Origin of the sequence: Bradyrhizobium sp. CER78 (assembly GCF_029846235.1) — a bacterium.
Lineage (GTDB): Bacteria > Pseudomonadota > Alphaproteobacteria > Rhizobiales > Xanthobacteraceae > Bradyrhizobium.
Genome location: NZ_JARVWP010000023.1, coordinates 46,521 through 69,568, shown reverse-complemented (window position 1 = coordinate 69,568; position 23,048 = coordinate 46,521). Strand labels below are relative to the sequence as shown.

The window sequence follows — 23,048 nt, the reverse complement described above, 5'->3', positions numbered from 1 at the left end:
ATACCAGCCGTCCGATGGATCTTGCCCGATCCGGAATACGCGAAACCTTCCTTCCGGTTAGCGACAATTTGGCGCGATTTGCCGGCCTTTACTCGCAACGATGGCGCACGTGGGTCAACTAGAGGCCAGCGAGACGCGGCAACTCTGACCCGAAGGAAAATCCATGACGGTACTTGAAGCAACCAAATCGAAGAATTCATCGAGCGTCGCCCGCTCCGGCAGGCTGTTCGTTCTCGAACTGAGCGGGGACCGCATTCACTCGATGAATCCGGATGGCTCCGACCGCAAGACCATCGTCACCGATTGCCGCTTTCCCGACGGCATCGCGGTCGATTTGGAGGCAGGTCATATCTATTGGACCAACATGGGCGTTCCCAACCTCAATGACGGCTCGATCGAGCGAGCCGATCTCGACGGTGGGAATCGCAAAATCATCATTCCACCAGGCGTTACGTATACGCCGAAACAGATGCACCTCGATGAAGAGGGAAAGAAGCTCTATTGGTGCGACCGCGAAGGCATGCGCGTGATGCGCGCGAACCTCGACGGCTCGCAGGTCGAAACGCTGGTCGAGACCGGCCGCGGCGACAAGGACCGGAAAGATCAAACCCGGTGGTGCGTCGGAATCACCGTCGATCCCGAACGGCGGCACATCTACTGGACGCAAAAGGGTCCTGACAACGGCAACCTCGGCCGCATCTTCCGCGCCAACATCGACCTCCCGAAGGGGGAGAGCCCGGCGAACCGCTCCGACATCGAGGTGCTGTTCGATCGCCTGCCGGAGCCGATCGACCTCGAGCTCGATCGGGCGAACCGTCTCCTCTACTGGACCGACCGCGGCGATCCTCCGCGCGGCAACACGGTCAATCGCGCGCCGATCGATAAGAAGGCGCAGCCGGAGATCCTGATTACGCATTTGATGGAGGGCATCGGCCTCTCCCTCGATGTACCCGGCAACCGGCTGTTTGTGACCGACTTCGCCGGCTCGGTCTATTCCGCCGATCTCGACGGCAAGAACGAGCGCAACTTCCTCTACGCCCAGGGCAACCTCACCGGCATTGCCTACGTCGAAGTCTGACAATCGAGCAGGAGAGTCAAACCATGACTAACACGAAACCCATTCACCGCGTCGCAATCGTCGGCGCAGGTGTGATCGGCGCAAGCTGGTCAGCGCTTTACCTAGCCAAAGGATTGGAGGTGATCGCGAGCGACCCGGCACCGAATGCGGAAGCGAATTTGAGAAAGTTTGTTGACGCCGCATGGCCGGCACTCGAGCGTCTGGGACTGTCCCCGAATGCATCGAGGACGAATCTGACGTTCACCGCGAACCTCGCCGAAGCGATGGCGGCCGCAGATTTCGTTCAGGAAAACGGACCAGAGCGGGTCGACTTCAAGCAGAAGCTCTACGGTCAGCTTGATGCGCTTTTGCCGCCTGACGTCATCATCGCGTCGAGTTCATCAGGCATCCCCATGAGCCAGATCCAACCGGGCGCGCAGGCACACCCGGAGCGCTGCGTGATCGGCCATCCCTTCAATCCACCGCATTTGATCCCGCTGGTCGAGATCGTTGGCGGCGACAAAACATCGGAGGAGACGATCCGGCGCGCCGACGAATTCTATTCGTCAATCGGGCGCAAGACGGTTCGCATCAACAAGGAAATGCCGGGCCACGTTGCCAACCGCCTGCAAGCGGCTTTGGCGCGGGAAGTCTACTATCTCGTCGCCGAGGGCGTCGTCAGCGCTGCTGACGTCGACACGGCTCTCTCCTGGGGACCGGGCCTGCGCTGGGGAGTCATGGGCAACATGATGCTCAATCACCTCGGTGGCGGCTCCGGCGGCATCGAGCACGCCTTTGCAGGTTTGCTCGGCCCGATGATGGGCTGGTGGAAAACACTTGGCTCGCCGGATATGACCCCAGAGGTCCAGCGAAAGCTAATCGACAGCGTCCATGCCGAGGTCGGATCGCGCGCGATCGAAGAGCTTGCGGCGGAGCGGGACGAGATTCTGATCGGCCTTCTTCAACTGCGCAGCAAACGGCCGGAGACCTCCGCTCCACGCGAAGTCGCCGCTGAATAGCGATCCGCCACGAGCAACCGATACTCCTCCACACGAGAAAGACTTGCACATGAACATCGCGACGACCTTCCAGGCTGCAGAAGAGCTCAAGCCGGATCTACTCACCGAGACGATTGAATCGAAGTTCAGCAATCCCGAGAGCGGTTCGAAAATGGACCTGCACGGCGCTCTCAACGATGTCCTGAAGGATGTCGCACTGTCGACCGGGGATAGCGGCGGTAAGATTAGCTTCTACGGCAGCGACCCAATCGTACCGAGCCAGTTCAAGTTTGGCAGCATGGCTGCGATCGGTCTCGCCTCCAAGGCCGTTGCCGTAGCTTCACTTTGGCGAGACCGCACGGGTGAGGGCCAGGATATCTCCGTCGATGTCCGCAAGGCACTGCAGCGGTTCTGCGGCTTCTTCGATCAGAAGTGGGAAACCCTCAATGGACGCCCCCCTTTGCTCTTCGTCGAGGGCACGAACCCGTTCTTCGAGCTGCCGTTGTTTCGTGAAACCCGCGACGGACGCCACGTCGTCGCTTTGAACATCTATCCCAAAGGCGAAGCCAGGGCTCTGAACTTCCTTCGGTGTAGCGCGAGCCCCGAGTCCGTGAACAACGCCATCCTCCAGTGGCGTGCCGATGAACTGGAGGACGCGGCAGCCGAGGCCGGGCTCGTCCTCGCCAAGGTGCGCACGTTCGAGGAGTTCCGCAACGAGCCCCAGTACACCGAGGTGCTCTCCAGAATGCCATTGATCTCAGTGGAGAAGATTGGGGAGAGCGACCCAATCCCCTTCAAGAAGGACGCAAAGACCCCGTTGGACGGCATACGCGCCTTCGGCATGGGCCACGTGATTGCCGGGGCCGGTATCGGCAGAGACCTCGCTTGGTATGGAGCCGATGTTCTCAACCTCTGGCGTCCGGATGATCCCGAGCACGACGCGTTTGTCCTGGACGTCCAGGTCGGGATGCGCCAGGCCATTCTGGATTCCTCCAACGAGGATCGTGCGAAATTCGACGAGTTGCTGAAAGTTGCCGACATCTTCTTTGCCAATCGGCGTCCCGGCTATCTGGAGCGCCACGGTCTTGATGCCGAAACGCTCTCCGCGAAGAAGCCTGGCTTGATTCATGCTCAGGTCCTGCTCCACGGCAACAAAGGTTCGTGGAAGAGTCGACCGGGGTTCGATGAGATTGGGGGCGCCGTATCGGGACTGTTCTGCATCGAGGGTACGCCTGCGCATCCGAAGTCGCCGCCCATCATACCGCTGTGCGACAATGTCGTGGGTTGGCTTGGAACGGTTGGCGTTCTCGCGGCTTTGCGTAGGCGCGCCGTCGAGGGCGGCAGCTATCGGGTCACCGTGTCTCTGACACGGACGATGCTGTGGCTGTATTCGCTCGGACTGTTCGACAAGAACTATGCCCGCTCGACCGCTGGTTCATCCGACGAGCACGCAAGGATTGCACCTGATCTGTTCACTGCGGAAACCCCGCTGGGCACGTATCAGGGCATGACCGACCAGGGTGTCCTTTCGAAGACTCCTGGCTCGTTCAGGACGGTGCTTGTGCCGCGCGGCTCGAGCAAACCCGAATGGCTGGAGCGTTGAGACCATAGCGGTCCCACGAAGCAGGAACTGCATCGGAGCCTCCCATGAAGGATGTGTTGAGCGTGGTCACGTTCATCATGGGAGCCCTTTGCTTCGCGCTGTTCCTGATCACGCTGAGGCCAGATTCGCTCAGCGCAGTCCCCTCACCGGGAAAGCCCGCGCATTGCAAACTAGCGGTTTCTCGTGAGCCGGTATGCCGTAGCGAACCCGAATGGCGAGAGCGCTGAGAGCATCGTTCCCGACAGAAGCTCGCTGAAGCCGTCAATGACCACCAACGAGGTGAACCTATGAGTTTGATGTTGGCCGAGACTGGGCCTGATAAAGCGCCCCCCGGCGTCGAGGCTGCCCACCGGGAGCGAAAGCGTGTCGTCATCGTCGGCGCCGGCTTTGCCGGAATCGCTGCAGCACGTGCGCTGCGGCGCGCCGATGTCGATGTCGTCCTGATCGACCGCCGCAACCACCATATCTTTCAGCCGCTGCTCTACCAAGTGGCGACGGCGGTCCTTTCGCCTGCGGAGATCGCCGCCCCGATCCGTCAGCTCGAGGTAAAGCAGCGAAACCTGAGCGTGCTGCTGGCCGAGGTCGCGGGGCTCGACGTCGCTTCCCGCACGATCGAGGCGTCCTCCCCCGGCGTGGGCATTCGCAAGATCGCCTACGACTATCTGGTGGTCGCGACCGGCGCACGTCCGAGTTACTTCGGGCACGACGAGTTCGCGCAGCATGCGCCGGGCCTCAAGAATCTCAGCGACGCCGAGACGATCCGGGCCAAAATCCTGGGCGCGTTCGAATTGGCCGCAACGACCGAGGACGACAGCGAGCGCGCGCGACAAATGACGTTCGTGCTGGTCGGCGCCGGCCCAACAGGCGTGGAACTCGCGGCGTCTCTGGCGCAGATGGTGAGGGTCACGCTGCGCGGAAATTTCCGCCGCATCGATCCGGCACAGGCCAGCATTATTCTACTCGACGCCGGTAGCCGGGTTCTGCCGACCTTTGCCGAGTCGCTCTCTCGCAGGGTGACCCGACGGCTCATGAATCTCGGTGTGAAAGTCCTGACCGGAGTGAAGGTCAAGACCGTCGACGCGGAGGGCGTGGTCGCCAGCGAAAGCGGGATCCCCAGCGCGACGGTCAGGATCCCCAGCGCCACGGTGCTGTGGACCGCTGGAGTTGCGGCATCGCCTATTCCAAAGATGCTGGGCGCCAAGACGGACCGCGCCGGGCGCGCGCTCGTTGATCCCTTCCTGAAGGTCGTGGACGCGCCCGGCGTCTTTGTCGTGGGCGATGCGGCGTCGGTCATGCAAAACGAACACCCGGTACCAGGCGTCGCGCAGGCGGCGATCCAGGAAGGACGTTATGTCGGGCGGTTAATCGCAAAGGAGCTGAAGGGGCAGAAGGTCAAACGCCCATTCCGCTATTTCGACAAGGGCAACATGGCAGTCGTCGGCAAGAATTACGCCGTACTGGAGCGTGGTTGGCTACGCACCAGCGGCTTCCTGACGTGGCTGGTGTGGGCGTTCATTCACATCCTCTCGTTGCCGCAGTTACAGAACCGCCTGCGCGTACAGCGCCAGTGGCTCTGGTCGTATTTCACCGGTCAGCGCAGCTCGCGATTGATACCTGAACCTTAGGGGCTCACTCGTTATCGATCGGATGATTGAGCGCGCAGCGCCAAGAACTGAATCGAGTTGGACACGGATTCAAAGGCGTGCGCGTCGAACAAGCAGACCTGCGTCGGGGAGAGCAGCAGTGGAGGCACGCAGAGTTGAGCTTTTGATTTGCCTCGAGATGTCTAGTGGCGAGTTTCTAGCCGGAAGACCTCAAATTCGATGAGCGACGTCCTGCAAGAGGACGGCTCGCGCAGCTCGCGGCGGCATCATCGGATGTCTATCGGTCTCGTAAGCCACCAATGGTTGTAACCCGACGTAAAACCTCCTTGGCCAGCCGTCGCAGAGGCGTGCGATCGGCTGACGCATTTCCATCTCGATGGGCGTTCAAGGCCTACCGGATCCAGATGCTTGCGATCGCTAAGATGGATTTGCAGGAATTTGGCAGCCTTCACTCACGTTCTAGAACTCGTCAGTTTAACTGTCAGAAAGGCGCACGATCGTTGCGACGGCGAAATGAAGGGCTTCACACAGACAACTCTCTGGCTTGAGGAATCGACCACCATGAATACCACAGCGATTCCGTTATCGCGTCTCACGTTGGCCTCACGGTCGAGTTTGGTGAAGCGGCTACCCCACTTCGTCACATTGATGAAGCCGCGCGTGATGGCGCTCGCGCTGTTCACCGCATTCGTCGGATTAATGGTTGCGCCAACCCGCCTCGATCCACTCCCTGGCTTCATTGCAATTCTAGCAATCGCCACCGGCGCCGGAGCCGCCGGTGCGTTGAACATGTGGTACGACGCCGATATCGACGCAGTCATGGCTCGTACCGCGATGCGGCCCATTCCCCGCGGCAAGGTCTCGAAGATCGAGGCGCTTGTCTTTGGACTGGTGCTTGCCGTTGTTGCGGTTACAGCTCTCGCCTTGGCAACGAACCTCGCAGCGGCCGCGCTGCTGGCCGGCACAATTCTCTTCTACGTTGCCGTGTACACGGCGTGGCTGAAACGGAGAACATCCCAGAACATCGTTATCGGCGGTGCGGCCGGCGCGCTGCCGCCCGTGATCGGATGGGCTGCGGCGACCGGACAAACTGCACTCGAGCCGCTTGCGCTTTTCCTCATTATCTTCCTATGGACACCAGCCCATTTCTGGGCTCTCGCGCTTAATCGCAGCGATGACTATGCCCGCGCCGGCGTCCCCATGCTGCCGGTTGTTGCGGGACGGGCCGCAACAGCGCGGCAGATCCTAGTCTACAGCGTCCTCCTAGTTCTCGCCTCCGAACTGCCTTGGGTGCTCGGATTTGCAGGCGTGATCTATGGCGTGATCGCAGCGGCCTGCAGCGCGCTCTTCCTTCTACTCGCACACCAGGTGAACAAGAGCACTGGAGCCGATCGGCGCGCGGCTCACAGGCTGTTCCTTTTTTCGATTTTCTATTTGTTCGCGCTGTTTGCGGCGCTCCTGGCCGACCACCGCGCTGGTGCGTTCTCGCGGTTCCCTGCCCCGCATGCTCGCCACAGCGGCGGATGGGCACACGGCAAGGCCCTGCCACGCACCGCTCGCGTCGCAAACGGCCTCCCCACTCTCATTACTCGCGAGGTCTGACATGCGAATCTGTTTGCTTGCTCTGTCCCTGACCGGCGCCTTGCTACTCGGTGGCTGCACCGAAGGCGTGCTCGATCCGAAGGGACCCATTGCCTTTGCTGAACTGCAGATTCTAATCAACGCGACCGGCATCATGCTGGCGATCGTGATTCCGGTGGTCATTGCGACACTTGGCGTTGCCTTCTGGTTCCGCGCATCGAATGACCACGCGCGCTATCGGCCGGATTTCGTCTATTCTGGCCGCCTAGAGATGCTCGTCTGGTCGATCCCGCTGATGACCATTTTGCTCACCGGCACTGTGGCATGGATTGGCGCATACGATCTCGATCCGCCCAAGCCGATTGCCTCTTCTACGAGGCCTATCAAGGTTCAAGCCATCTCGCTCGACTGGAAATGGCTGTTCATCTATCCGGAACTGGGTGTCGCCAGCGTCAATCACCTGACGATACCCGTCGGCACGCCGGTGAGCTTCGAGCTGACATCATCGGGCGTCATGAACAGCTTCTTCGTGCCACAGCTCGCTGGCCAGATCTACACCATGGCCGGAATGGTGACGCGGCTGAACTTGCGAGCCGACTACGCGGGAACTTATCGCGGCTTGTCGGCCAATTTCAGCGGCGACGGCTTCGCGGATATGCACTTCAACGTCGACGCGATGCCGTCCGAACGCTTTGCGCAGTGGGTCTCTTCGACCAGCAGCGCTGGACTGGTGCTGGATTCGAAGAGCTATGCCGATCTCGCCAAGCCTAGCGCTGCGGTGACCCCGTTCACCTATCACTCGGTCGCGCCCGGTCTGTTTGACACCATCCGGACGACCTCAATGCAGTCTGACGCCGCCTTGTGCCGCAGCTATCCCACATCGATGAGGGCAGAACAATGACTCTACTTGGTAAACTGGACTGGAGTGCTGTCCCGTTCGATCAGCCGATTATCATGGGGACGGTCGGCGTCATGATCGTCGTCATCGGCTCGATCCTTTCGTGGGTCACGCTCAAGGGTTACGTTCCCTATCTCTGGCGCGAGTGGATCACCTCCGTCGACCACAAACGCATCGGCGTCATGTATATCGTCCTCGCGCTGGTCATGCTGCTGCGCGGATTCGCGGATGGCATCATGATGCGCACGCAGCAGGCCGTCGCAGTCGGCGGAGCGCAAGGATACCTGCCGCCCGAGCATTTTGACCAAATCTTCTCGGCGCATGGCACGATCATGATATTCTTTGTGGCCATGCCGTTTGTGATCGGACTGATGAACTTTGTTGTCCCGTTGCAACTCGGCGTCCGCGATGTCGCGTTCCCTACGCTGAACTCGATCAGCTTCTGGCTCACCGCGTCCGGTGTTCTCCTCACCAACATGTCGCTCGCTATAGGCGAATTCGCGAAGACCGGCTGGTTCGCCTATCCGCCGCTTAGTGAGCTGCAATTCTCACCCGGAGTCGGCGTCGACTACTATCTCTGGTCGTTGCAAATCTCGGGCATTGGGACCTTGTTGAGCGGCGTCAACTTCGTCACCACGATTCTGAAGATGCGGGCTCCTGGCATGAGTTACTTGCGCATGCCGGTTTTCTGCTGGACGGCGCTCGCCTCGAACCTGCTGATTGTGGCGGCGTTCCCCGTCCTCACCGCGCTGTTCGCAATGCTTCTTCTCGATCGCTACCTTGGCTTTCACTTCTTCACCGTGGATGCCGGCGGCAACGTGATGATGTATGTGAACCTGTTCTGGATTTGGGGCCATCCCGAAGTCTACATCCTGGTCCTGCCCGCATTTGGCGTCTATTCCGAGGTCGCCGCCACGTTTTCGGGTAAGTCGCTATTCGGCTATCGCTCGATGGTGCTCGCCACGATGGCGATCTGCGTACTCTCATACACGGTCTGGCTGCATCATTTCTTCACGATGGGCGCCAGCGCGAGTGTCAACGCCTTCTTCGGCATCACCAGCATGATCATCGGTGTGCCGACGGGCGTCAAAGTCTTCAATTGGTTGTTCACGATGTACGGCGGTCGAATCCGGTTCACGGTGCCGGTGTTGTGGACGATCGGCTTCATGGTGACGTTCGTGTTCGGCGGCTTGACGGGCGTTCTGCTCGCATTGCCGGCGGTCGATTGGCAGGTCCACAACAGTGTTTTCCTGGTTGCCCATTTCCATCACGTCATCATCCCGGGCGTCCTGTTCGGGGCGATAGCCGGCTACAATTACTGGTTTCCCAAGGCATTCGGCTTCAAGCTGGATGAGCGGTGGGGTAAGGCGGCGTTCTGGTGCTGGTTCGTCGGCTTCCACCTCGCTTTCATGCCGCTCTACGTGACAGGGCTGATGGGTATGCCCCGCCGCCTGCAGCACTCCGATGTTCTCGCCTGGCAACCATGGTTGTTGGTCGCCGAGGTAGGCGCAATCGTGATTTTTGCTGGAATCATCTGTCAGATCGTCCAGATCGTGGTGTCAATTCGCCACCGTGCGCAACTGCGCGACACGACGGGCGATCCCTGGAACGGCCGCACTCTGGAATGGTCCACGGCATCACCGCCTCCGGCCTGGAATTTTGCGGTCCTGCCGCGTGTTGATGGGCTTGATGCTTTCTGGACCCACAAGCAGCGCGTGCTTGCGAAGCAGGAGTTGCCCGTGCAGCAGCACGCGTACCGGCCGATCGAAGTGCCCAAGAACAGTCCTGTCGGTTTCGTGACCGCGTTCTTCACAGTCGTCACCGGCTTCGCCTTGATCTGGCATATCTGGTGGATGGCAGGCTTCGGAGTTCTCGGCGCGGCCGTGACATTGCTCGCCTTCATGTTCCGCACGAAGGACGAAGTCGAGATCCCCGCAGATGAGGTCGCTCTGTTCGATCGCGCGCACCCGGTGGAGGTTTCGTTATGAACGTCGCAGTTGAGATGGATGCAGTCCGCCACGGCGAACTGCTTGATATCAGCGAGGCGGGTCCCGCACCCAAGCGGATCATCGCCGGCTTTGGGTTCTGGATCTTCCTGCTGAGTGACATCGTGATGTTCTCCGCGCTGTTTGCGGCCTATGCCGTGCTTGCAAAGGCGAGCGCGGGTGGCCTGACCGGTGGTCAGCTGTTCGACCAGCGCAACGTCGCAATGGAGACTGCCCTTCTCCTGCTCTCCAGCTACAGCTGTGGAATGATGTCCTTGGCCATCAACTCGCAGCGTTATCTCGCGACCTTCCTTGGCGCCGTGGTGACGTTCCTTCTGGGAGCGGCATTTCTTGCTCTCGAGCTCAACGAGTTCCAGGGCATGATTGCGTTGGGAGCGACGCCCCAACGCAGCGCGTTTCTTTCCGCATTCTTTGCGCTGGTCGGCAGTCACGGGCTGCACGTGACGGTCGGACTGGCATGGCTGGTTCTCATGATGGTTCAGCTGTCACTGAGAGGTTTTCAGGACGCCGTGGTGCGCCGCCTGCACTGCTTCTCCCTCTTCTGGCACGCGCTCGACATCATCTGGGTTCTTATTTTCACCGTTGTCTATCTGATGGGAGTCCTTCCATGACCGCCGAAACACATTGGGACGTTGCACCGGGAGAGCGACCGACGATCCCCGCGTCGGAGCAAGAAACGTCTTCTGGTTTCCTTGTGTACACGATCGGACTGCTGCTTGCCGTGATCCTGACGGTCACGTCCTTTTGGGTGGCAAACACCTCGGTAATCTGGGCGCCCGGGGTGCCAGCCGGGCTCGCCGTCCTCGCCATCGCTCAGATGGGAGTGCACCTGGTGTTCTTCCTTCACATCACGACTGGACCCGATAGCACCAATAACGTGCTGGCGCTCGCCTTTGGCGTGCTCATTGTCTTCCTGGTTCTCGCGGGCTCGCTCGTGATCATGGCCAATCTGAACGAGAATATGATGGGCCATTCCGAGTTGATGAATCTGCAGATGCCGCGCTGACCAGGGGATATCACCCAGCGCCTGGCTACGGCTTGAGCGAGAGAAAGACCTGTAGGAGCACGAAATGTACCCCGATGAATCCTTGCTTCTTCGCGAGTTGAATCACAGGATAGATAACGATCTCACATCTGCTATCTGCGCGGTTTCGGCAAAAGCGATTAAATCTGATAACGTTGCGGTCAAGGTCGCCCTCCTCGACGTCGTGGAGCTCCTGCATGAATACGCCGACGTTCACGGCGCATTACACACGCCGCATCGAGGGCGTCTTGCCAATGCCGCGCGATACCTTCAGCAGCTCTGCGTCTCGATCACGAAATGCCGGCTGGCGCCCTTGACGATTCGCTTGATGTTTTCAGCGGACGATCTGCTGCTTGAGAAAGAACGCGCCTGGAAGCTTGGACTCATTGTGTCCGAGCTACTGACCAATGTGGCGCGGCACGCGCAGTTTGACAGCAGGCGTCCTGCAGTGCGAGTGGAACTAAGTCTTGCTGACAATGTCGCAAAGTGCAGGGTTTCTGATAATGGCTCGGCACCTGACGCCGTTCGGCGCGGTCGCGGGCTAACCATCATCAGCGAGTTAGCCAACCGTCTGGGCGGCCGCATTCATACGTCTTGCGGCGAGGAAGGATCGTCCTTTCTTCTCACCTTCCCAATGACCAGGGCCGAGCAACGCGCCGCTGGTGCGGCACAAATTGGTCCGCTGAGGCGGCGCAGAATCCGCCGCCCTCAGTCCGGCCGGCGCCACGATGGTCAGAACGATCGACCAGGCGATGAAGCGATCCAATTGATCTCAGCAGCAGCGATCGCTGCACCCTTTTGATCGAAGATCGGCACCGCGATCGTCCGCAGCGCGTTCCGGCTTCGATCAGCTTCTTGAGGGCATCTGCTCGCCTTTGCGGACCATGCTGCAGAGTTCTACGCCGCCTGCGGCAACGATCGCCGGCGGGCGATCGAGCTCGCGCGCACGAATGTCGCCAATCGTCCCACACGACGTGCCGTCAAGCAGGCGGATGCAATCGCGGTGATTGCCGATGAGGCCGGAGCCGTAAGCCGTCTACACGACGCGTCCAGCGCAGGAGCTGCCGTATGACAATCTCTAGGAGTAAGCGATGATCTAGGTTAGCGTCATGTATCCCAACAAACCGGATGCTCGGTTCGACGACGATTACTACTGCATAAAACACCTGCCGCTCATCAAGAGCAGGATGGGTGGGGCCTTGAAATACTACACCATCGACAAGGGGCTCGCGGATCGGGATGGAAGACGTGCGGGCGCGTATGTCGCCATGTGCCACCTGCTGTGTGACTCGCTCGACGAGTGCCGGTCGGCGTTTGGCCCGCACGCCCATGAGATCGACGAAGACATACGCAATTTCACTGATGTGACGCCGATCTGAGCGCGGCATAAAAACGCGCGGATTGGCGGCGGGAGACCTTTGCGGCAAAGCGGTTCGTTACGGCGCTCTGCCGCCCGGTTGGCGCGGCCGAGCATGCCAGGTGAACCTGGGACTAAACCAACGTCTAGTCGATTTATACCGATGCACTAGCCCGAGCGTTCCTTGGTCCGATCGCTTCATACCCGCGCGCAATGGCTCCATCAGGTACTCGCTGCTATCCATGAATGCGGAGTGACGCGCAACGGAACCGGCCCGCGAGCCGGCAGTTGCAGGACAAGGCCGGCGGTGTAGCGCCCGCCGACCTTTTTCCTGATCGAGCCCGCGTCCGCTCCAGCAATTGGTGTCTACCGCCACAGTTGGCTGCGGAGAGTACGCCATGAGAAACATCGCCGATCTCCTAATCCGGATTTGGCAAGGGAGCCAGACCGCGTCCGATGTTCAGGTTGCGGCTGTGACCGAAAGTCGGGATCAATCCAGCATGGCCGATTTTGTCCGCATACTGCAGGCCTACGATCAAGACCAGCACGGCAGGCGTTAGGGTCAACCGCATCGCACGAGCGCCGCGACCTTGCGCATGGCCGCGGCGTTTTCGTTCCAGCTCGATGTCGCATCAGCAGTGGCATTGATGGCCGAGAACATCGCTGGTGCGCGGCACGACCAGCAGGGAGTGTCATAAATCTTTGTATCGTTCCGTTCCCCTTCGGTGTGTCCGACGACCACCGGCGTCCAATTGAACCGCTGATCACGATCGTCTTTAAGCTGGATGTGTTGGAAAACCGCATTTTGCGAGAGCTGAATCGAACGATAAGGAGACTTACTAATGTTGCTTTCGTTCATCAACATGATCAAGGCGTTCAGGGACCGTCGGCGCAATATCGCCGAGCTATCCCAATTCAGCGATCGCGAATTGGCCGACATCGGCCTTCATCGCTCGGATATTCTGCGCGTAGCAGCGGGCAACTATAACGGCTGATCCTCCCCAACCAGACGTTTCGGCCCGCCCAACTCATATGGCAGCGGAGCGGATTTTCGCGGCCCTCTCAATCGCTATCGCAACCACGTTCGCGACTATGCCTTTCTCCGCGCGTTCGAGGGCAGAAGGATCGAGCAGCTCGCACTCTACATCGGCGGCGATCGCGACCACGTCCTCACCATGCTCGCAAACATACTTCCGCTGATGAAAGACGCCCTGCCCGATTTGCGCGTATGGATTTGCTACCCGGTTGCGGCCACTGGACCCAGTAGGAACGGCCCGACAAAGTAAACATCAGGCTGATCGCCTGGCTGCGAGACATCTGACCTCTGTTACCGCGATGCCAAGAGGATACTGCGCTTTTCTTCGATGACATGAGCTCGTGAGCCGAACGGGTTCAGATAGCTAGATATTTAGATATCTAGTTATTGACTCGGCTTCATGTTCCTGCTTTGTTCTATCTAATGGAAGTAGTGCTGAGGCCGTTTTGATGACAAGCGTCGTTCGAGCTTCGAGTGTCGTACTGGTTGAGGCTGCCTCCGACCTCATCCTTCCGTCGAGGGGCGCGCGAGCTGCGGCCCAAGTCTCCTCCGACTGCGGCAAGGCTGGCGCGACTTGCTTAAGCGGGACGAAGTTCCGGATGAGGATTCGCGGTTCCCAACGGTGGTTTCCTCTCAAAGAAACGCGACAAAAGGAGGATTAACCGTGCGTTTGTGGATCCTGTCAGATCTGCACGTCGAACTGACCCGCGGCTGGGACCTACCGTCCGGAGGCGCGCGTCCACAATTCGACGTCCTGGTCGTCGCCGGGGATCTCATCCCGCGCATGGAGCGGGGCGTGAAATGGCTGCTCGAGCGCGTCCCGGACAATCCAGTGATCTATGTCCCGGGTAATCACGAAGCCTATGGGACCGATATCGACGAGACTGTCCGGAAGGCGATGGCAGCCGCTGAGGGCACCAAGCTGTTTGTGTTGCAGAATCACTGGATCAGGCTTGGCGACGTGACCTTCGCAGGTGGTACCGCGTGGACGGACTTCGATCTGTTTGGCGAGCCGTACCGCGCGATGAGAGTCGCGGCTGAACGGATGAACGATTTCCGGAAGATCAGGATGGCGCACTACAAGCAGCGGTTTCGGCCTCACCACGCTCTGGGCCGCCACATGCAAACGCGTAGCTTTCTCGATGCCGAGATGCGAAAGCCGCGTAACGGACCGCTGGTGGTGGTCACCCATCACGCACCAATACCGAGCCGCGCGTACCGATTGCCGCCTCACTATCCAGACTCGCGCCTCTCCGAGGAGGAGATGCTCGACGCGGCATACCGCAGTGACCTGACCGCCCTGATGCGGCTTGCGTCCGGCGATGCCGGACGCGACGCTTTGATACCCGCCGATCTTTGGATTTACGGACACACCCATGAGTCCGAGGACACGGTGATCGGCGCGACGCGAGTGGTGTCGAACGCCAAGGGTTATGGACCTTGGCTGCCGCAGCAGCGCGCCTGGGACAACCCGCACTTTAATCCAAACTTCGTCATTGAAATCTAAGGCTGGGAAGGACGCAGGACCGACATCTGCGAGCACTCGAAATAGAAGGCAGCATCGGATGCAATTCCATTGGTCCCGTGCGACCGTGTCAACACCACTCAAGACCCCTGCCCGCGTATAGGAACGGGTTAGTACCGACTCTTCGACGGCGCCACGCGCATCCGGCGCTCGCGCGGGAAAATGTTTTCACAGTTCGGAGGAAATGAGGGATGCTGGTGATAACGGTCGATCTCGTACCGGGCGGATACGAGCCCATGCGGCGTACGATCGCTGCAATGCGAATAGCGAACATTTCGGATCTGACAGAGATCTCGGACTACCAAATCGTGGCGAGCGAAGCGAGCAATCCCATTGCCGGCACTCCGCCTCGCACAGTTCGTTGCCTTGTACACGGACACGCTCGGGCGCAATCCGTATGGGCGTTGCTGGCAAGGGCCTCAGACGAGGTCGTGAAGTCTGATCCGTCGAACTCTAGTGGGGTCGGGTAAGGCGCTTCTTCTTACCGGCGCCGGTGTGGTCGACCACTTGATCGAGAGGTTCAAAGCGACAAGCCAACTTTAGGACCGCCAGCGGACGAGAGTCCGCCTTGCTACGACTGTCGAAAGACAGGAGCTCAAAGATGAGTACGGATGCGTTGGAGAATAACCATCGTCACTCGATGGGACTGGTAACCGATCACGCGGAGTGGAAGGCGGTCCTCGCCGCTTTGGAGTCCGCGGGCATTCCAGCGGCCGCGGCTACGATCATGCAGGAGCAAAGGTGGGATCAGCAAGCGCTCCGATATTTTATCGGGCCTCACGTCGAGATCGAAATACGGGATGCCCGCACCTGGGCCATGAACGAGCCTGACCGGATCGAGCTGGAAGCGCGGCTTCGCGCGGCCGCGCCGCCAGAATGGAACGGACCTCACCTCGTCGTTGCATGGCGCCGACCTGTGGCCGGCAAATGGGGGGCGGCCTGGCTCGACGCGATCGATAGGCTCTGGCGCGACTGGCGCCGTCGGCGGATCGCAGATGACGCATTCCACGATTCTCTAGACGCGCTGTCCGAGCTTCATCGCCGGGTGTGGTACGAGGCAGAAGGCCAAGGTCCGCTCCTGCCGGAGATCGCGGAGATCCTGGCCAAGGCGCGTCGTCATCCACCAGCAGCGCGGCAGTTTCCGCCGCTGCCGCCGGGCCAAGTCGATGTTGCGGAGGTGGTGGACATCTTGCGGCGTATCGCAAGCGGGTCTGCGCGCCCAGAGGTCGTCTCTCCAAAGGATGGCTGGAAACTTTTGTACCATGGCATCGGCGAGTTCACCGTCGATGGTTGGTCGATCCAGTCGTTCAAACGCAATTTCGGGATGAAGTACGTGCAGGAAGCGCGTGCGCCCGACGGGCGGACCGGCGACTACCCCTCATTCGCCGCGCGCGAAGGTAACCCTTTCAGTCTTCTCGAAGACGATGAGCAGGACGCCATCTGCGAAATCCTGGAAGGACTTTAGGTGGGAGGTCCTGGAATGTCCGAGGTCACCTACTACGTCGCCCTGCCCTTCGTCGCCACCTGCAACGGCATCCTGCCTGGCGAAGCTGTCGAGTGCTTCAACCCGAATTCGGCAGTGATACGCGCCAAGGCGTTTTCGCATAAGCCCGGCTACGTCGGCGCGCTTGCGTTCAGCCGGACGGGTGATCCGGCGACGGGAGATTTTCGGGACGCCAAAATCATCTGCTCGTTCGGCAAGGTACCGAACGATCTGAGCAAATTGTGATGCGGCTTTTCGGCGACGCCTCGCGGCCTCCTCGCCGTACTAAACCAAAGCGATCATACGCAGCCAAGCCTGCGCCATCGAGGAACTGAGTAATGGCTCAGGACGTAACAAGCGATTCGGTATTGGCGCCTTTGCCGGTCGAGCTTCTGTGTCTGTCTGGCTGGCCCCCGGCCGCACTGCTATTCTGGGCGCGCATTGGCGACAGCGAAGGTTTCCGCGATCAAGTTGCGGCCGATTTCTGGTCGGGCAGGAAGGAACGCAGCAAGCAGGCCTGCGAGAAGCTCGCCGACCGCTTGTTCGCGGTTGGCCGCGGCGAGGAGGCGCTCGCGGCGCTCATGCTCGCGGCTGATCCCGGTAAGCAGAAAACCTTCGAAGTTGTGTTGCCGCAATTGGCTTACGCCATTGAGCACCTATGGGACTCGCCAATCGCCAAAGTATGCAAACCTCTGGCGCTTCAGCGCCTCGGCATATGGTGGCGTGCGGCAAGGGGCGATTTCAAGGACGAACCGCGGAGCATCTTTTTCATCGCCTATCTCGAGACGCGGGATCAGGATGCCTCCTCGCATGAGCCGCCAACCACGCCCGAGCCGAACAAAAGCGAACAGCAAGATAAGCCAACGGAGCCCGGGCTTGTCGTCATGCCCAAGAACAAGGCATCCGCTCTTGATAAGCAGTCCAGCTTCAAGGACCTTCTCGATCTGAGGTTGCCGCTGGTCGTCGCCCGCGACCTTGGCAGGGTGCGCGCCACGTTGATGACCGAGTATCCGCACGCCACCACCGCAATCGACCTCGTACTGCGCAACCTGGGCAACGGTGAACCAGTACGGCTCAAACCTCTGCTTCTGACCGGGCCTGCCGGCGTCGGCAAGTCGCGCCTCGTGCGCAGGATCGGTGATCTGCTCGGGATCGGCGTCTACCGCTACGACGGGGCCAGCGCCTCCGACAACATGTTCGGCGGCAGTCCGAAAGCATGGAGTAACACCACACCTTCAGCGCCGGTGCGCGCTATCCATCAGATGCGCATCGCCAACCCGATTCTGATGGTCGATGAGATTGAGAAAGCTGGCACCTCATCGCACAACGGCCGACTGTGGGACGCCCTTTTGCCATTCCTCGAGAGCGAGACGGCGGCGAGGTACCGCGACGTCTCACTCGATGCCGAGCTGGACCTGTCCTTTATCTCCTATATCGCGACTGCAAACTCGATCGATGCCCTGCCCGCCCCGTTGCAGGATCGCTTCCGTATCATCAAGATCCCAGCGCCTCGGGTGAGTGATCTGCCACTCCTTGCAGCCAAAGTATTGCAGGATCTCGCGATCGAGAACGGCGACCAGGCATTCATTTGGCCGCTTGCCTATGATGAACTCGACTTAATTGCCCGGTCCTGGGAACGGGCCGGATTCAGCATCCGCAAGCTGCAGAAAATCGTTGCAGCCACCATTGAGGCGCGCAATGCCACTGCGGTGAGGCACTGAATGTCGCTTGTACAGGACCATTTCGACCGAGTGCTTAGACTGGATATCGAGCGCTATCTCAAGGGCCAAGGACCCAGACCGGTTGAGCTTGCAAGCGCCCCTCTCCTAGAGCGGTGGTGTGTGAACCTTGTGTACGAAAGAATCGAGACAGCATCCTCGGTGTTGTTCAAGGACGCCATGTCGCTCAGTGGCCATGTCGCCAAACGTCCCGGGCTAACCGACGAAGTTCTGGTTACGATGACAATACTGGTATGGCTCGACCGCAATGAAAAATGGGCGAGAACCAAGCATCGTCTCTACCGACTCGGAAGCCGGTCCGACGTAGCGGGTTAGCGCCAAGTCGGACAAATGATTGGGACCTTCCACATGCCCTCAGAGGATCGTGATACCGCGGCAAAGTTGAAGCGCGACTTCGAATCTTATCTGAAGGGCGGAGAACCGTCGTCGCCCGAACTCGCCTGCGCCCCTCTGCTCGAGGGCTGGCGCACGACTGTGTTGCGGTTCAAGCGCGAACGAGATCCTTGGCCAAGGGTCCTCGTATTGTTGGGACGCGTCACCGGGCATCCGCAGCTCTATGACACCGCGACAATTCGCACCTCACCATTGATCTGGCTTGACCGCAACCGCAAATGGGCGCGCACCTGGAATCGAGTCTACCGGCTCGGAGACCGAGCGGACGATGCGACGACTACCTCAACGTGATCACAGAAATCGCGATAGAGTTCGAGTCTGCACAATCGGTTCGTTGCGCCCTCACCAGCCGCTGATCGACCTGTCGTACGCGCCGGTACACTCGGCGCCCCATGAGCATCGCTCATACAACGACGCCTATCTAAGTCGAAGATGAACCGTATTCTCGCTCTAGCGACTGCTCCGCCCGTCCCGATCGGGGGTCGTCTAGATAAGTTACCGAACTCGAAAGCTACCTATTTCTTCCGCTTGTGCCGCGAAAGCCAATCCCTGATCGCGGACTCGGCCAATTCGTAAGCAGGCCGTTCGCGATCGAGCGCCGCCTGCTTAAGCTCTGTAATGACCTCCCTTGAGAGGTAGATCAACATTTGTCGACGCCCATCGGCTCGCTTACGAGCGGGGGATGCCTTTTCTTTGGGCTTTTGCACCGACTTTTTTCTCCTGGACGGAATCGGGAGGCTGCAGATAGCCAGCTATCGCAACCAGTTAACACCTTGGAAGACAAGGGGAAAGTCAGAATACGGCTCGTTTCCAGGGCATCCACAAGTCGCGATTTGAAGGGACTGGAGACAGATTTTCACTGGGATCGATATCTAGATAGCTAGATAGCTCGCTATCTAGCTATCTATTGACTTAGAACGTCGTGGGATGTTTAGCTTCAATCGGTCTTCGATCAGATCCTCGAAAGGACGACGACTGTCCGGAGGAGGAGCGACCACGATGCCGAAAAAATTGGTTACACCTGCTATCGGGCGCGCTGCCCGCAACGACAAATCCCAACCGGACTTCCGGGTGAGTCCAATCGAACGAACTCGCTCTGCTCAAACTCAATATCCAGATGCCCCCAAGGGCCTCCCGACGTCTTTGTCGAGATTGGACGAGTTCGGTATTCAGCTTCTACTCGACCCGCACGTCACAGCGCTCGAATTTCGTACCTCCCTTCCCTATTCAGGTCGCGAAGTCCCACTCGAAATGTTCGTAGCCGATCTGGACGACGGCGAACGCGCTGCGTTCGACCTCATCGACCAACGCCCATTTAGAAGCCTCGACGGCGAAGGCTTGTTGCTGCTTGCCCTTCAAAGCCACGAACTGAACCTTATTGAAATTGATTCTGCCGTTATTGATAGTGAGCCCCGCGCAAGCAACACGCGCCACCTCTGGAGCTTTCGCGAGCATCGGGTGCCGCCGCCGTTGAGAGCGTCCGTCGATCGCGTTTTGGCTGCCCGTCAGCATCTCACTGTCCAATCGTTAGCTAAGATCGTTGGACTACGAGATCCGATGCCGTTGCTCGGTGCGCTAGTCTCTCAGGGTGTGCTCGCCATCGATCCGGCGAAGCCGCTCGGTCCCCATTCCGTCGTTGGTCGGAGGTGCGATCGCTGGCCAATTGCCATGGGATTGAACTGGTTCGGAAAGGCCGGCCAATGATCGAGCAGAGTTGGCAGCGATTGCCAGTCCACCAGCATCCGCTGCCTTTCGTCCCCAAGCTTCGTGGCCACCCGGTCGATAGTTCCAGCAAGGCCGCACTCCAACGCGCCCTGCAGGGTAAGAGGCTGCTCACAATTCGGGACCTCAGTCCGATGAAAGCTGTATGCGCTCTCGTTTGGAAGGGTGTACGCACCCTTGAACTCTCGCGTCCGCTCGGCGCGGAAACACGGGCCGGTGGACGGATCGAAGGCCGTCCCGCACCACGTTATTCGGCGCCCTCCTCCTCTAGCGGGAGAACTCGTTGATGAAGAACTGGCAGCAGGATCTCGTCAATCTCCATCCGGAAGTGTTCGTTCGGAGGTTTCGTGGCATTGCGGCTTCGCCTGGCTATCCCGTCTGCCATGATGGATGGTGCGACATCGTAAGCAAGCTTGTCGAGCGCGTTTCTGCAGCTGCAGCGGGATATCCGATTTATTTCGTACAGATCCTAGAAGGGCGCGGTTGCCTGAAGGTCTATTGGAAGGCCGACGCCTCGATTCCCACTTCCGTGGAGCGCATGATCAATGAAGCAATTGAGCTGGCCGAGGCGCGGTCGGCTTGCACTTGCGCGATATGCGGAGCCAAAGGACAGCTATTCAGTAGCGGAAACCGGCTCCTCACCGCCTGTCCCGACCACTCACGTGGTAACTCGGTGCCAGTTCCTAGCGCACTGCAGGACGTCCACATCGTTCGAGCATTCATTAGAGACAATCTTAGCGTGGCTTGCCGACGTTACGATTGGCTTCAAGACAAATTTGTCGAAATCTATCCAGCGCACGTAGACAATTGGCGCAACAATTCGACCCTATTGGGCCGTGCGCGCAAGATTCGCCATCTGACGTGAGGTCCAAACCGCTGAAGCAATCGACGTTTTTTCGCTCCCCTATGCCGCGCCTACTGCGGTTTGGTATCAGCCCTTCCGTGTCCATGAGGCAGGCAGCTCTCACGGGTTCGACATACCCCCATTGTTCCAAGCCGTACGGTGGGCCTTTTCCGGTACGATGGACACGACAACTCCCTGGCGCCTAAGCACTGGCCTCGCCAACGAATCGAGGCTGATAGCATTCACATCCCCGTGAGCAGGTAAAGAAGGTGAGATCTGTTGAACCGAATACTCTCGCTTCTTCGCTCCGTCCGGCTACGCCCAACTCTTCCTCAGCAAGCACGCTCGACCTCACCGGGCGATCCCATTACTAGGATGCAAGTCGGCAGATTTCAGCTAGTCGATTCCTTGGGCCCAATCGACAAATCCTTGAACACTGAGTCCTTAGCACATCGTTCTGTGTCAGCCCTCTAGATTTCATCGAGTCACCCGACGCCTACAATCTACCTAGCGAATCCTAACCCCTCGAACCCTTGAATCATTCGGAACAAAACGAAAGTGGTGGGGCGAACCAGAAGCCACCAAATTTTCTAGGATTCGCGTTTCGAACGAGCAACGCGAAAGTCAAACGATCGTCCAAAGCAGGCAATTGCACAATACCGACCACATCGAGAATGACCTAACAGATCATCCGCTCCGGTACGTGAGAGGCGCGACCGAGTACAATCTCCCTGCTCAGAATCCGCTTGAGTCGCTGGCAGAACGAGTCACTATCTACTTGGCAACAGAATGGAGGTTACGCACACCTCTAGAAGGCACCGCCGATAGCTTCCCACAAGGCTCACGTAATTCCATTCGGAACGAGGTGTCCTGTGGGATCGGTAACCGACGATCGAGGACGTTCAAACGACGAAAGGCGGCCCTGTTTCAGCCAGGACCGCCCGTTCATCAGAGACCAACCAGAGAGGAACCTCGGAAGGACACCCAACGAGACATCCGGAGCGTACAGGCGCGCCTCGCGAAAGCAAGGCCTATTCGCCCGAGGTTGTTCTCCCTAGTCCCACTTTCCACTCATTCGCCCGACGCCAGGACATCCCGGCGAATGGCGGAGCTTGGCTAGAAGGATGCAGTGACGATGAAGATCAATGAACATCCTGCGCAAGATCCATTTCAGGATCCGATGATCGAAGATCCCATTCTGAGCCGGATCACTCTCAATCTTAAGCAGATTATGACCGACCTTCGTCAGCTCACGAGAGACAACGACGTGGTCGCTCAAATTCTTTATGGTCGTGCGCTTACTCTCAAGGAAGCCGCAGACGTTTGGCGATGTAGCGACGAAACGGTGCGAAAGGAATGCAAGAAGGTTGCTGCGAAGAGACAGCCGATAGGACACAAAGTTGCAAACCGCTGGATCGTCTGCAGAGAGCGACTACTCGACCGAATCGAACAGAATGAAGGCCCGTCTGCCCGCTCTATTGCTGAACGCCGCATCAATGAAATGAGGCTAAGAAGCATTGCAGCAGCAGCGGACCGAAACCCGCCAACACCTGCTAAACGCTGAGCCCGCAGCTTACCGAGGAGCGGCGGGGCTCCTTCCCTATCAAGCAAGGGAGACGATCATGATGGCTTCCGGGACTCGAATCGCAGCGGCGATACAACTGCGCGATGCCTCGCTGCGCATCCTAAGCCATATTGGCCGTCAGAGGATTATCGCGAACCCGGAACGGGGCTACTTCCACCGCGTGAACGAGGCAAGAATTAGCGGCTTGACGATCTGGTGTACAGGGTTCACGACCGAGCAAATGGTCGACATTTGGGAAGGCAGAAAGGTCTTCAGCATCAGGTGGAACGTGACGCGAGCGTACCTGGTCGCCTTTCGCTCTGGCACGTGGCAGAGGCTCATCACTAATGCCGACATCGAGTTTACGCTACAGTCCGTCAAATGCTCGGCTGGACTGAAACGCTGGTTGATCGGCAATAGTGAAGCATAAGAGCGGCTTGCCCGAAGCCAAGTCAGAACGTGCCCGTCACGTGGTTCATGCGACGAAGGTGGGCATGAATCAATGCCTCCAGCAGCCAGCCATAAGGCGAGCAACTCTACCCTTCGAGTTGCGCCGAACCGATCTGTAAGGTCGCGAGAATGCTAACAAGCGGCAAGTAGGGATCAGTTCGCAA

The 23,048-nt window shown here is 59.2% G+C and carries 22 protein-coding genes; 21 read left to right on the top strand and 1 reads right to left on the bottom strand.

Annotated features, from left to right (window positions below):
* The first annotated feature begins 163 nt into the window (after window positions 1-163).
* The 11 genes from QDT69_RS33300 to QDT69_RS33250 all read left to right on the top strand — a co-directional run bounded on the left by QDT69_RS33300 (window position 164) and on the right by QDT69_RS33250 (window position 12,150).
* The gene (locus QDT69_RS33300) at window positions 164-1,078 is read left to right on the top strand and encodes a 3-hydroxyacyl-CoA dehydrogenase (RefSeq protein ID WP_279710704.1); all 915 of its coding nucleotides are present in this window, start codon (window positions 164-166) and stop codon (window positions 1,076-1,078) included.
* 23 nt (window positions 1,079-1,101) lie between these two features.
* Entirely contained in the window at window positions 1,102-2,076 is a 975-nt protein-coding gene (locus tag QDT69_RS33295) for a 3-hydroxyacyl-CoA dehydrogenase NAD-binding domain-containing protein (protein ID WP_279710703.1), read from the top strand.
* A gap of 49 nt (window positions 2,077-2,125) precedes the next feature.
* Window positions 2,126-3,658: a CoA transferase gene (locus tag QDT69_RS33290; RefSeq protein ID WP_279710702.1), complete on the top strand. Its 1,533-nt coding sequence runs from the start codon at window positions 2,126-2,128 to the stop codon at window positions 3,656-3,658.
* A 287-nt stretch (window positions 3,659-3,945) separates the two neighbouring features.
* Window positions 3,946-5,283 carry an NAD(P)/FAD-dependent oxidoreductase gene (locus QDT69_RS33285; RefSeq protein ID WP_279710701.1) on the top strand — a complete coding sequence of 446 codons (1,338 nt, stop codon included), beginning with the start codon at window positions 3,946-3,948 and terminating at the stop codon, window positions 5,281-5,283.
* Between the two features lie 492 nt (window positions 5,284-5,775).
* Complete coding sequence (locus QDT69_RS33280) at window positions 5,776-6,864, top strand: heme o synthase (protein ID WP_279710700.1); 1,089 nt, start codon at window positions 5,776-5,778, stop codon at window positions 6,862-6,864.
* Window position 6,865: 1 nt separating this feature from the next.
* Entirely contained in the window at window positions 6,866-7,744 is an 879-nt protein-coding gene (gene cyoA / locus QDT69_RS33275; protein WP_279710699.1) for a ubiquinol oxidase subunit II, read from the top strand.
* The gene (gene cyoB / locus QDT69_RS33270) at window positions 7,741-9,729 is read left to right on the top strand and encodes a cytochrome o ubiquinol oxidase subunit I (protein WP_279710698.1); all 1,989 of its coding nucleotides are present in this window, start codon (window positions 7,741-7,743) and stop codon (window positions 9,727-9,729) included. Before cyoA ends, cyoB begins: the two co-directional genes overlap by 4 nt.
* Window positions 9,726-10,358 (top strand): cytochrome (ubi)quinol oxidase subunit III, encoded by a 633-nt coding sequence (locus tag QDT69_RS33265; RefSeq protein WP_279710697.1) that lies wholly within the window; start codon window positions 9,726-9,728, stop codon window positions 10,356-10,358. The genes cyoB and QDT69_RS33265 overlap by 4 nt, the downstream gene beginning before the upstream one ends.
* Window positions 10,355-10,753: a cytochrome o ubiquinol oxidase subunit IV gene (gene cyoD / locus QDT69_RS33260; RefSeq protein ID WP_279710696.1), complete on the top strand. Its 399-nt coding sequence runs from the start codon at window positions 10,355-10,357 to the stop codon at window positions 10,751-10,753. The genes QDT69_RS33265 and cyoD overlap by 4 nt, the downstream gene beginning before the upstream one ends.
* Window positions 10,754-10,817: 64 nt before the next feature.
* Window positions 10,818-11,573, top strand: coding sequence for a sensor histidine kinase (locus QDT69_RS33255; RefSeq protein WP_279710695.1), 756 nt, complete (start codon window positions 10,818-10,820; stop codon window positions 11,571-11,573).
* Between the two features lie 307 nt (window positions 11,574-11,880).
* Window positions 11,881-12,150, top strand: coding sequence for an EthD family reductase (locus QDT69_RS33250; RefSeq protein WP_279710693.1), 270 nt, complete (start codon window positions 11,881-11,883; stop codon window positions 12,148-12,150).
* Between the two features lie 540 nt (window positions 12,151-12,690).
* On the opposite strand, the gene QDT69_RS33245 is transcribed toward QDT69_RS33250, so the two are convergent.
* The gene (locus QDT69_RS33245; RefSeq protein WP_279710692.1) at window positions 12,691-12,987 is read right to left on the bottom strand and encodes a hypothetical protein; all 297 of its coding nucleotides are present in this window, start codon (window positions 12,985-12,987) and stop codon (window positions 12,691-12,693) included.
* Between QDT69_RS33245 and QDT69_RS33240 the strand changes: the two genes are divergently transcribed.
* The 10 genes from QDT69_RS33240 to QDT69_RS33195 all read left to right on the top strand — a co-directional run bounded on the left by QDT69_RS33240 (window position 12,971) and on the right by QDT69_RS33195 (window position 22,864).
* Complete coding sequence (locus tag QDT69_RS33240) at window positions 12,971-13,123, top strand: DUF1127 domain-containing protein (protein ID WP_279710691.1); 153 nt, start codon at window positions 12,971-12,973, stop codon at window positions 13,121-13,123. The two genes, QDT69_RS33245 and QDT69_RS33240, sit on opposite strands and share 17 nt — an antisense overlap.
* A gap of 705 nt (window positions 13,124-13,828) precedes the next feature.
* Window positions 13,829-14,671 carry a metallophosphoesterase gene (locus QDT69_RS33235; RefSeq protein ID WP_279710690.1) on the top strand — a complete coding sequence of 281 codons (843 nt, stop codon included), beginning with the start codon at window positions 13,829-13,831 and terminating at the stop codon, window positions 14,669-14,671.
* A 619-nt stretch (window positions 14,672-15,290) separates the two neighbouring features.
* The gene (locus QDT69_RS33230; RefSeq protein WP_279710689.1) at window positions 15,291-16,154 is read left to right on the top strand and encodes a hypothetical protein; all 864 of its coding nucleotides are present in this window, start codon (window positions 15,291-15,293) and stop codon (window positions 16,152-16,154) included.
* Window positions 16,155-16,169: 15 nt separating this feature from the next.
* On the top strand, window positions 16,170-16,418 hold the full coding sequence (locus QDT69_RS33225; RefSeq protein WP_279710688.1) for a hypothetical protein: 249 nt from the start codon (window positions 16,170-16,172) through the stop codon (window positions 16,416-16,418).
* A gap of 92 nt (window positions 16,419-16,510) precedes the next feature.
* Entirely contained in the window at window positions 16,511-17,893 is a 1,383-nt protein-coding gene (locus QDT69_RS33220) for an AAA family ATPase (RefSeq protein ID WP_279710686.1), read from the top strand.
* Between the two features lie 366 nt (window positions 17,894-18,259).
* A complete protein-coding gene (locus QDT69_RS33215; RefSeq protein WP_279710685.1) occupies window positions 18,260-18,595 on the top strand; it encodes a DUF6634 family protein in 336 nt (111 codons plus the stop codon).
* 708 nt (window positions 18,596-19,303) lie between these two features.
* Window positions 19,304-20,008, top strand: coding sequence for a hypothetical protein (locus QDT69_RS33210; protein WP_279710684.1), 705 nt, complete (start codon window positions 19,304-19,306; stop codon window positions 20,006-20,008).
* Between the two features lie 304 nt (window positions 20,009-20,312).
* Entirely contained in the window at window positions 20,313-20,891 is a 579-nt protein-coding gene (locus QDT69_RS33205) for a hypothetical protein (protein WP_279710682.1), read from the top strand.
* A 1,114-nt stretch (window positions 20,892-22,005) separates the two neighbouring features.
* A complete protein-coding gene (locus QDT69_RS33200) occupies window positions 22,006-22,434 on the top strand; it encodes a hypothetical protein (RefSeq protein WP_279710681.1) in 429 nt (142 codons plus the stop codon).
* A gap of 58 nt (window positions 22,435-22,492) precedes the next feature.
* Window positions 22,493-22,864: a hypothetical protein gene (locus QDT69_RS33195; protein WP_279710680.1), complete on the top strand. Its 372-nt coding sequence runs from the start codon at window positions 22,493-22,495 to the stop codon at window positions 22,862-22,864.
* The last annotated feature ends 184 nt before the right edge of the window (window positions 22,865-23,048 follow it).

What these genes read in the sequence shown, in the direction of transcription:
- QDT69_RS33215 (WP_279710685.1), top strand. Translation starts at nt 18,260, where the DNA reads ATGCCCTCAGAGGATCGTGATACCGCGGCAAAGTTGAAGCGCGACTTC.
- QDT69_RS33295 (WP_279710703.1), top strand. Translation starts at nt 1,102, where the DNA reads ATGACTAACACGAAACCCATTCACCGCGTCGCAATCGTCGGCGCAGGT.
- cyoD (WP_279710696.1), top strand. Translation starts at nt 10,355, where the DNA reads ATGACCGCCGAAACACATTGGGACGTTGCACCGGGAGAGCGACCGACG.
- QDT69_RS33240 (WP_279710691.1), top strand. Translation starts at nt 12,971, where the DNA reads ATGTTGCTTTCGTTCATCAACATGATCAAGGCGTTCAGGGACCGTCGG.
- QDT69_RS33265 (WP_279710697.1), top strand. Translation starts at nt 9,726, where the DNA reads ATGAACGTCGCAGTTGAGATGGATGCAGTCCGCCACGGCGAACTGCTT.
- QDT69_RS33230 (WP_279710689.1), top strand. Translation starts at nt 15,291, where the DNA reads ATGAGTACGGATGCGTTGGAGAATAACCATCGTCACTCGATGGGACTG.
- QDT69_RS33300 (WP_279710704.1), top strand. Translation starts at nt 164, where the DNA reads ATGACGGTACTTGAAGCAACCAAATCGAAGAATTCATCGAGCGTCGCC.
- cyoA (WP_279710699.1), top strand. Translation starts at nt 6,866, where the DNA reads ATGCGAATCTGTTTGCTTGCTCTGTCCCTGACCGGCGCCTTGCTACTC.
- QDT69_RS33195 (WP_279710680.1), top strand. Translation starts at nt 22,493, where the DNA reads ATGATGGCTTCCGGGACTCGAATCGCAGCGGCGATACAACTGCGCGAT.
- QDT69_RS33200 (WP_279710681.1), top strand. Translation starts at nt 22,006, where the DNA reads ATGAAGATCAATGAACATCCTGCGCAAGATCCATTTCAGGATCCGATG.
- QDT69_RS33245 (WP_279710692.1), bottom strand. Translation starts at nt 12,987, where the DNA reads ATGAACGAAAGCAACATTAGTAAGTCTCCTTATCGTTCGATTCAGCTC.
- QDT69_RS33225 (WP_279710688.1), top strand. Translation starts at nt 16,170, where the DNA reads ATGTCCGAGGTCACCTACTACGTCGCCCTGCCCTTCGTCGCCACCTGC.
- QDT69_RS33285 (WP_279710701.1), top strand. Translation starts at nt 3,946, where the DNA reads ATGAGTTTGATGTTGGCCGAGACTGGGCCTGATAAAGCGCCCCCCGGC.
- QDT69_RS33250 (WP_279710693.1), top strand. Translation starts at nt 11,881, where the DNA reads ATGTATCCCAACAAACCGGATGCTCGGTTCGACGACGATTACTACTGC.
- QDT69_RS33255 (WP_279710695.1), top strand. Translation starts at nt 10,818, where the DNA reads ATGTACCCCGATGAATCCTTGCTTCTTCGCGAGTTGAATCACAGGATA.
- QDT69_RS33205 (WP_279710682.1), top strand. Translation starts at nt 20,313, where the DNA reads ATGAAGAACTGGCAGCAGGATCTCGTCAATCTCCATCCGGAAGTGTTC.
- QDT69_RS33220 (WP_279710686.1), top strand. Translation starts at nt 16,511, where the DNA reads ATGGCTCAGGACGTAACAAGCGATTCGGTATTGGCGCCTTTGCCGGTC.
- cyoB (WP_279710698.1), top strand. Translation starts at nt 7,741, where the DNA reads ATGACTCTACTTGGTAAACTGGACTGGAGTGCTGTCCCGTTCGATCAG.
- QDT69_RS33210 (WP_279710684.1), top strand. Translation starts at nt 19,304, where the DNA reads ATGCCGAAAAAATTGGTTACACCTGCTATCGGGCGCGCTGCCCGCAAC.
- QDT69_RS33290 (WP_279710702.1), top strand. Translation starts at nt 2,126, where the DNA reads ATGAACATCGCGACGACCTTCCAGGCTGCAGAAGAGCTCAAGCCGGAT.
- QDT69_RS33280 (WP_279710700.1), top strand. Translation starts at nt 5,776, where the DNA reads ATGAAGGGCTTCACACAGACAACTCTCTGGCTTGAGGAATCGACCACC.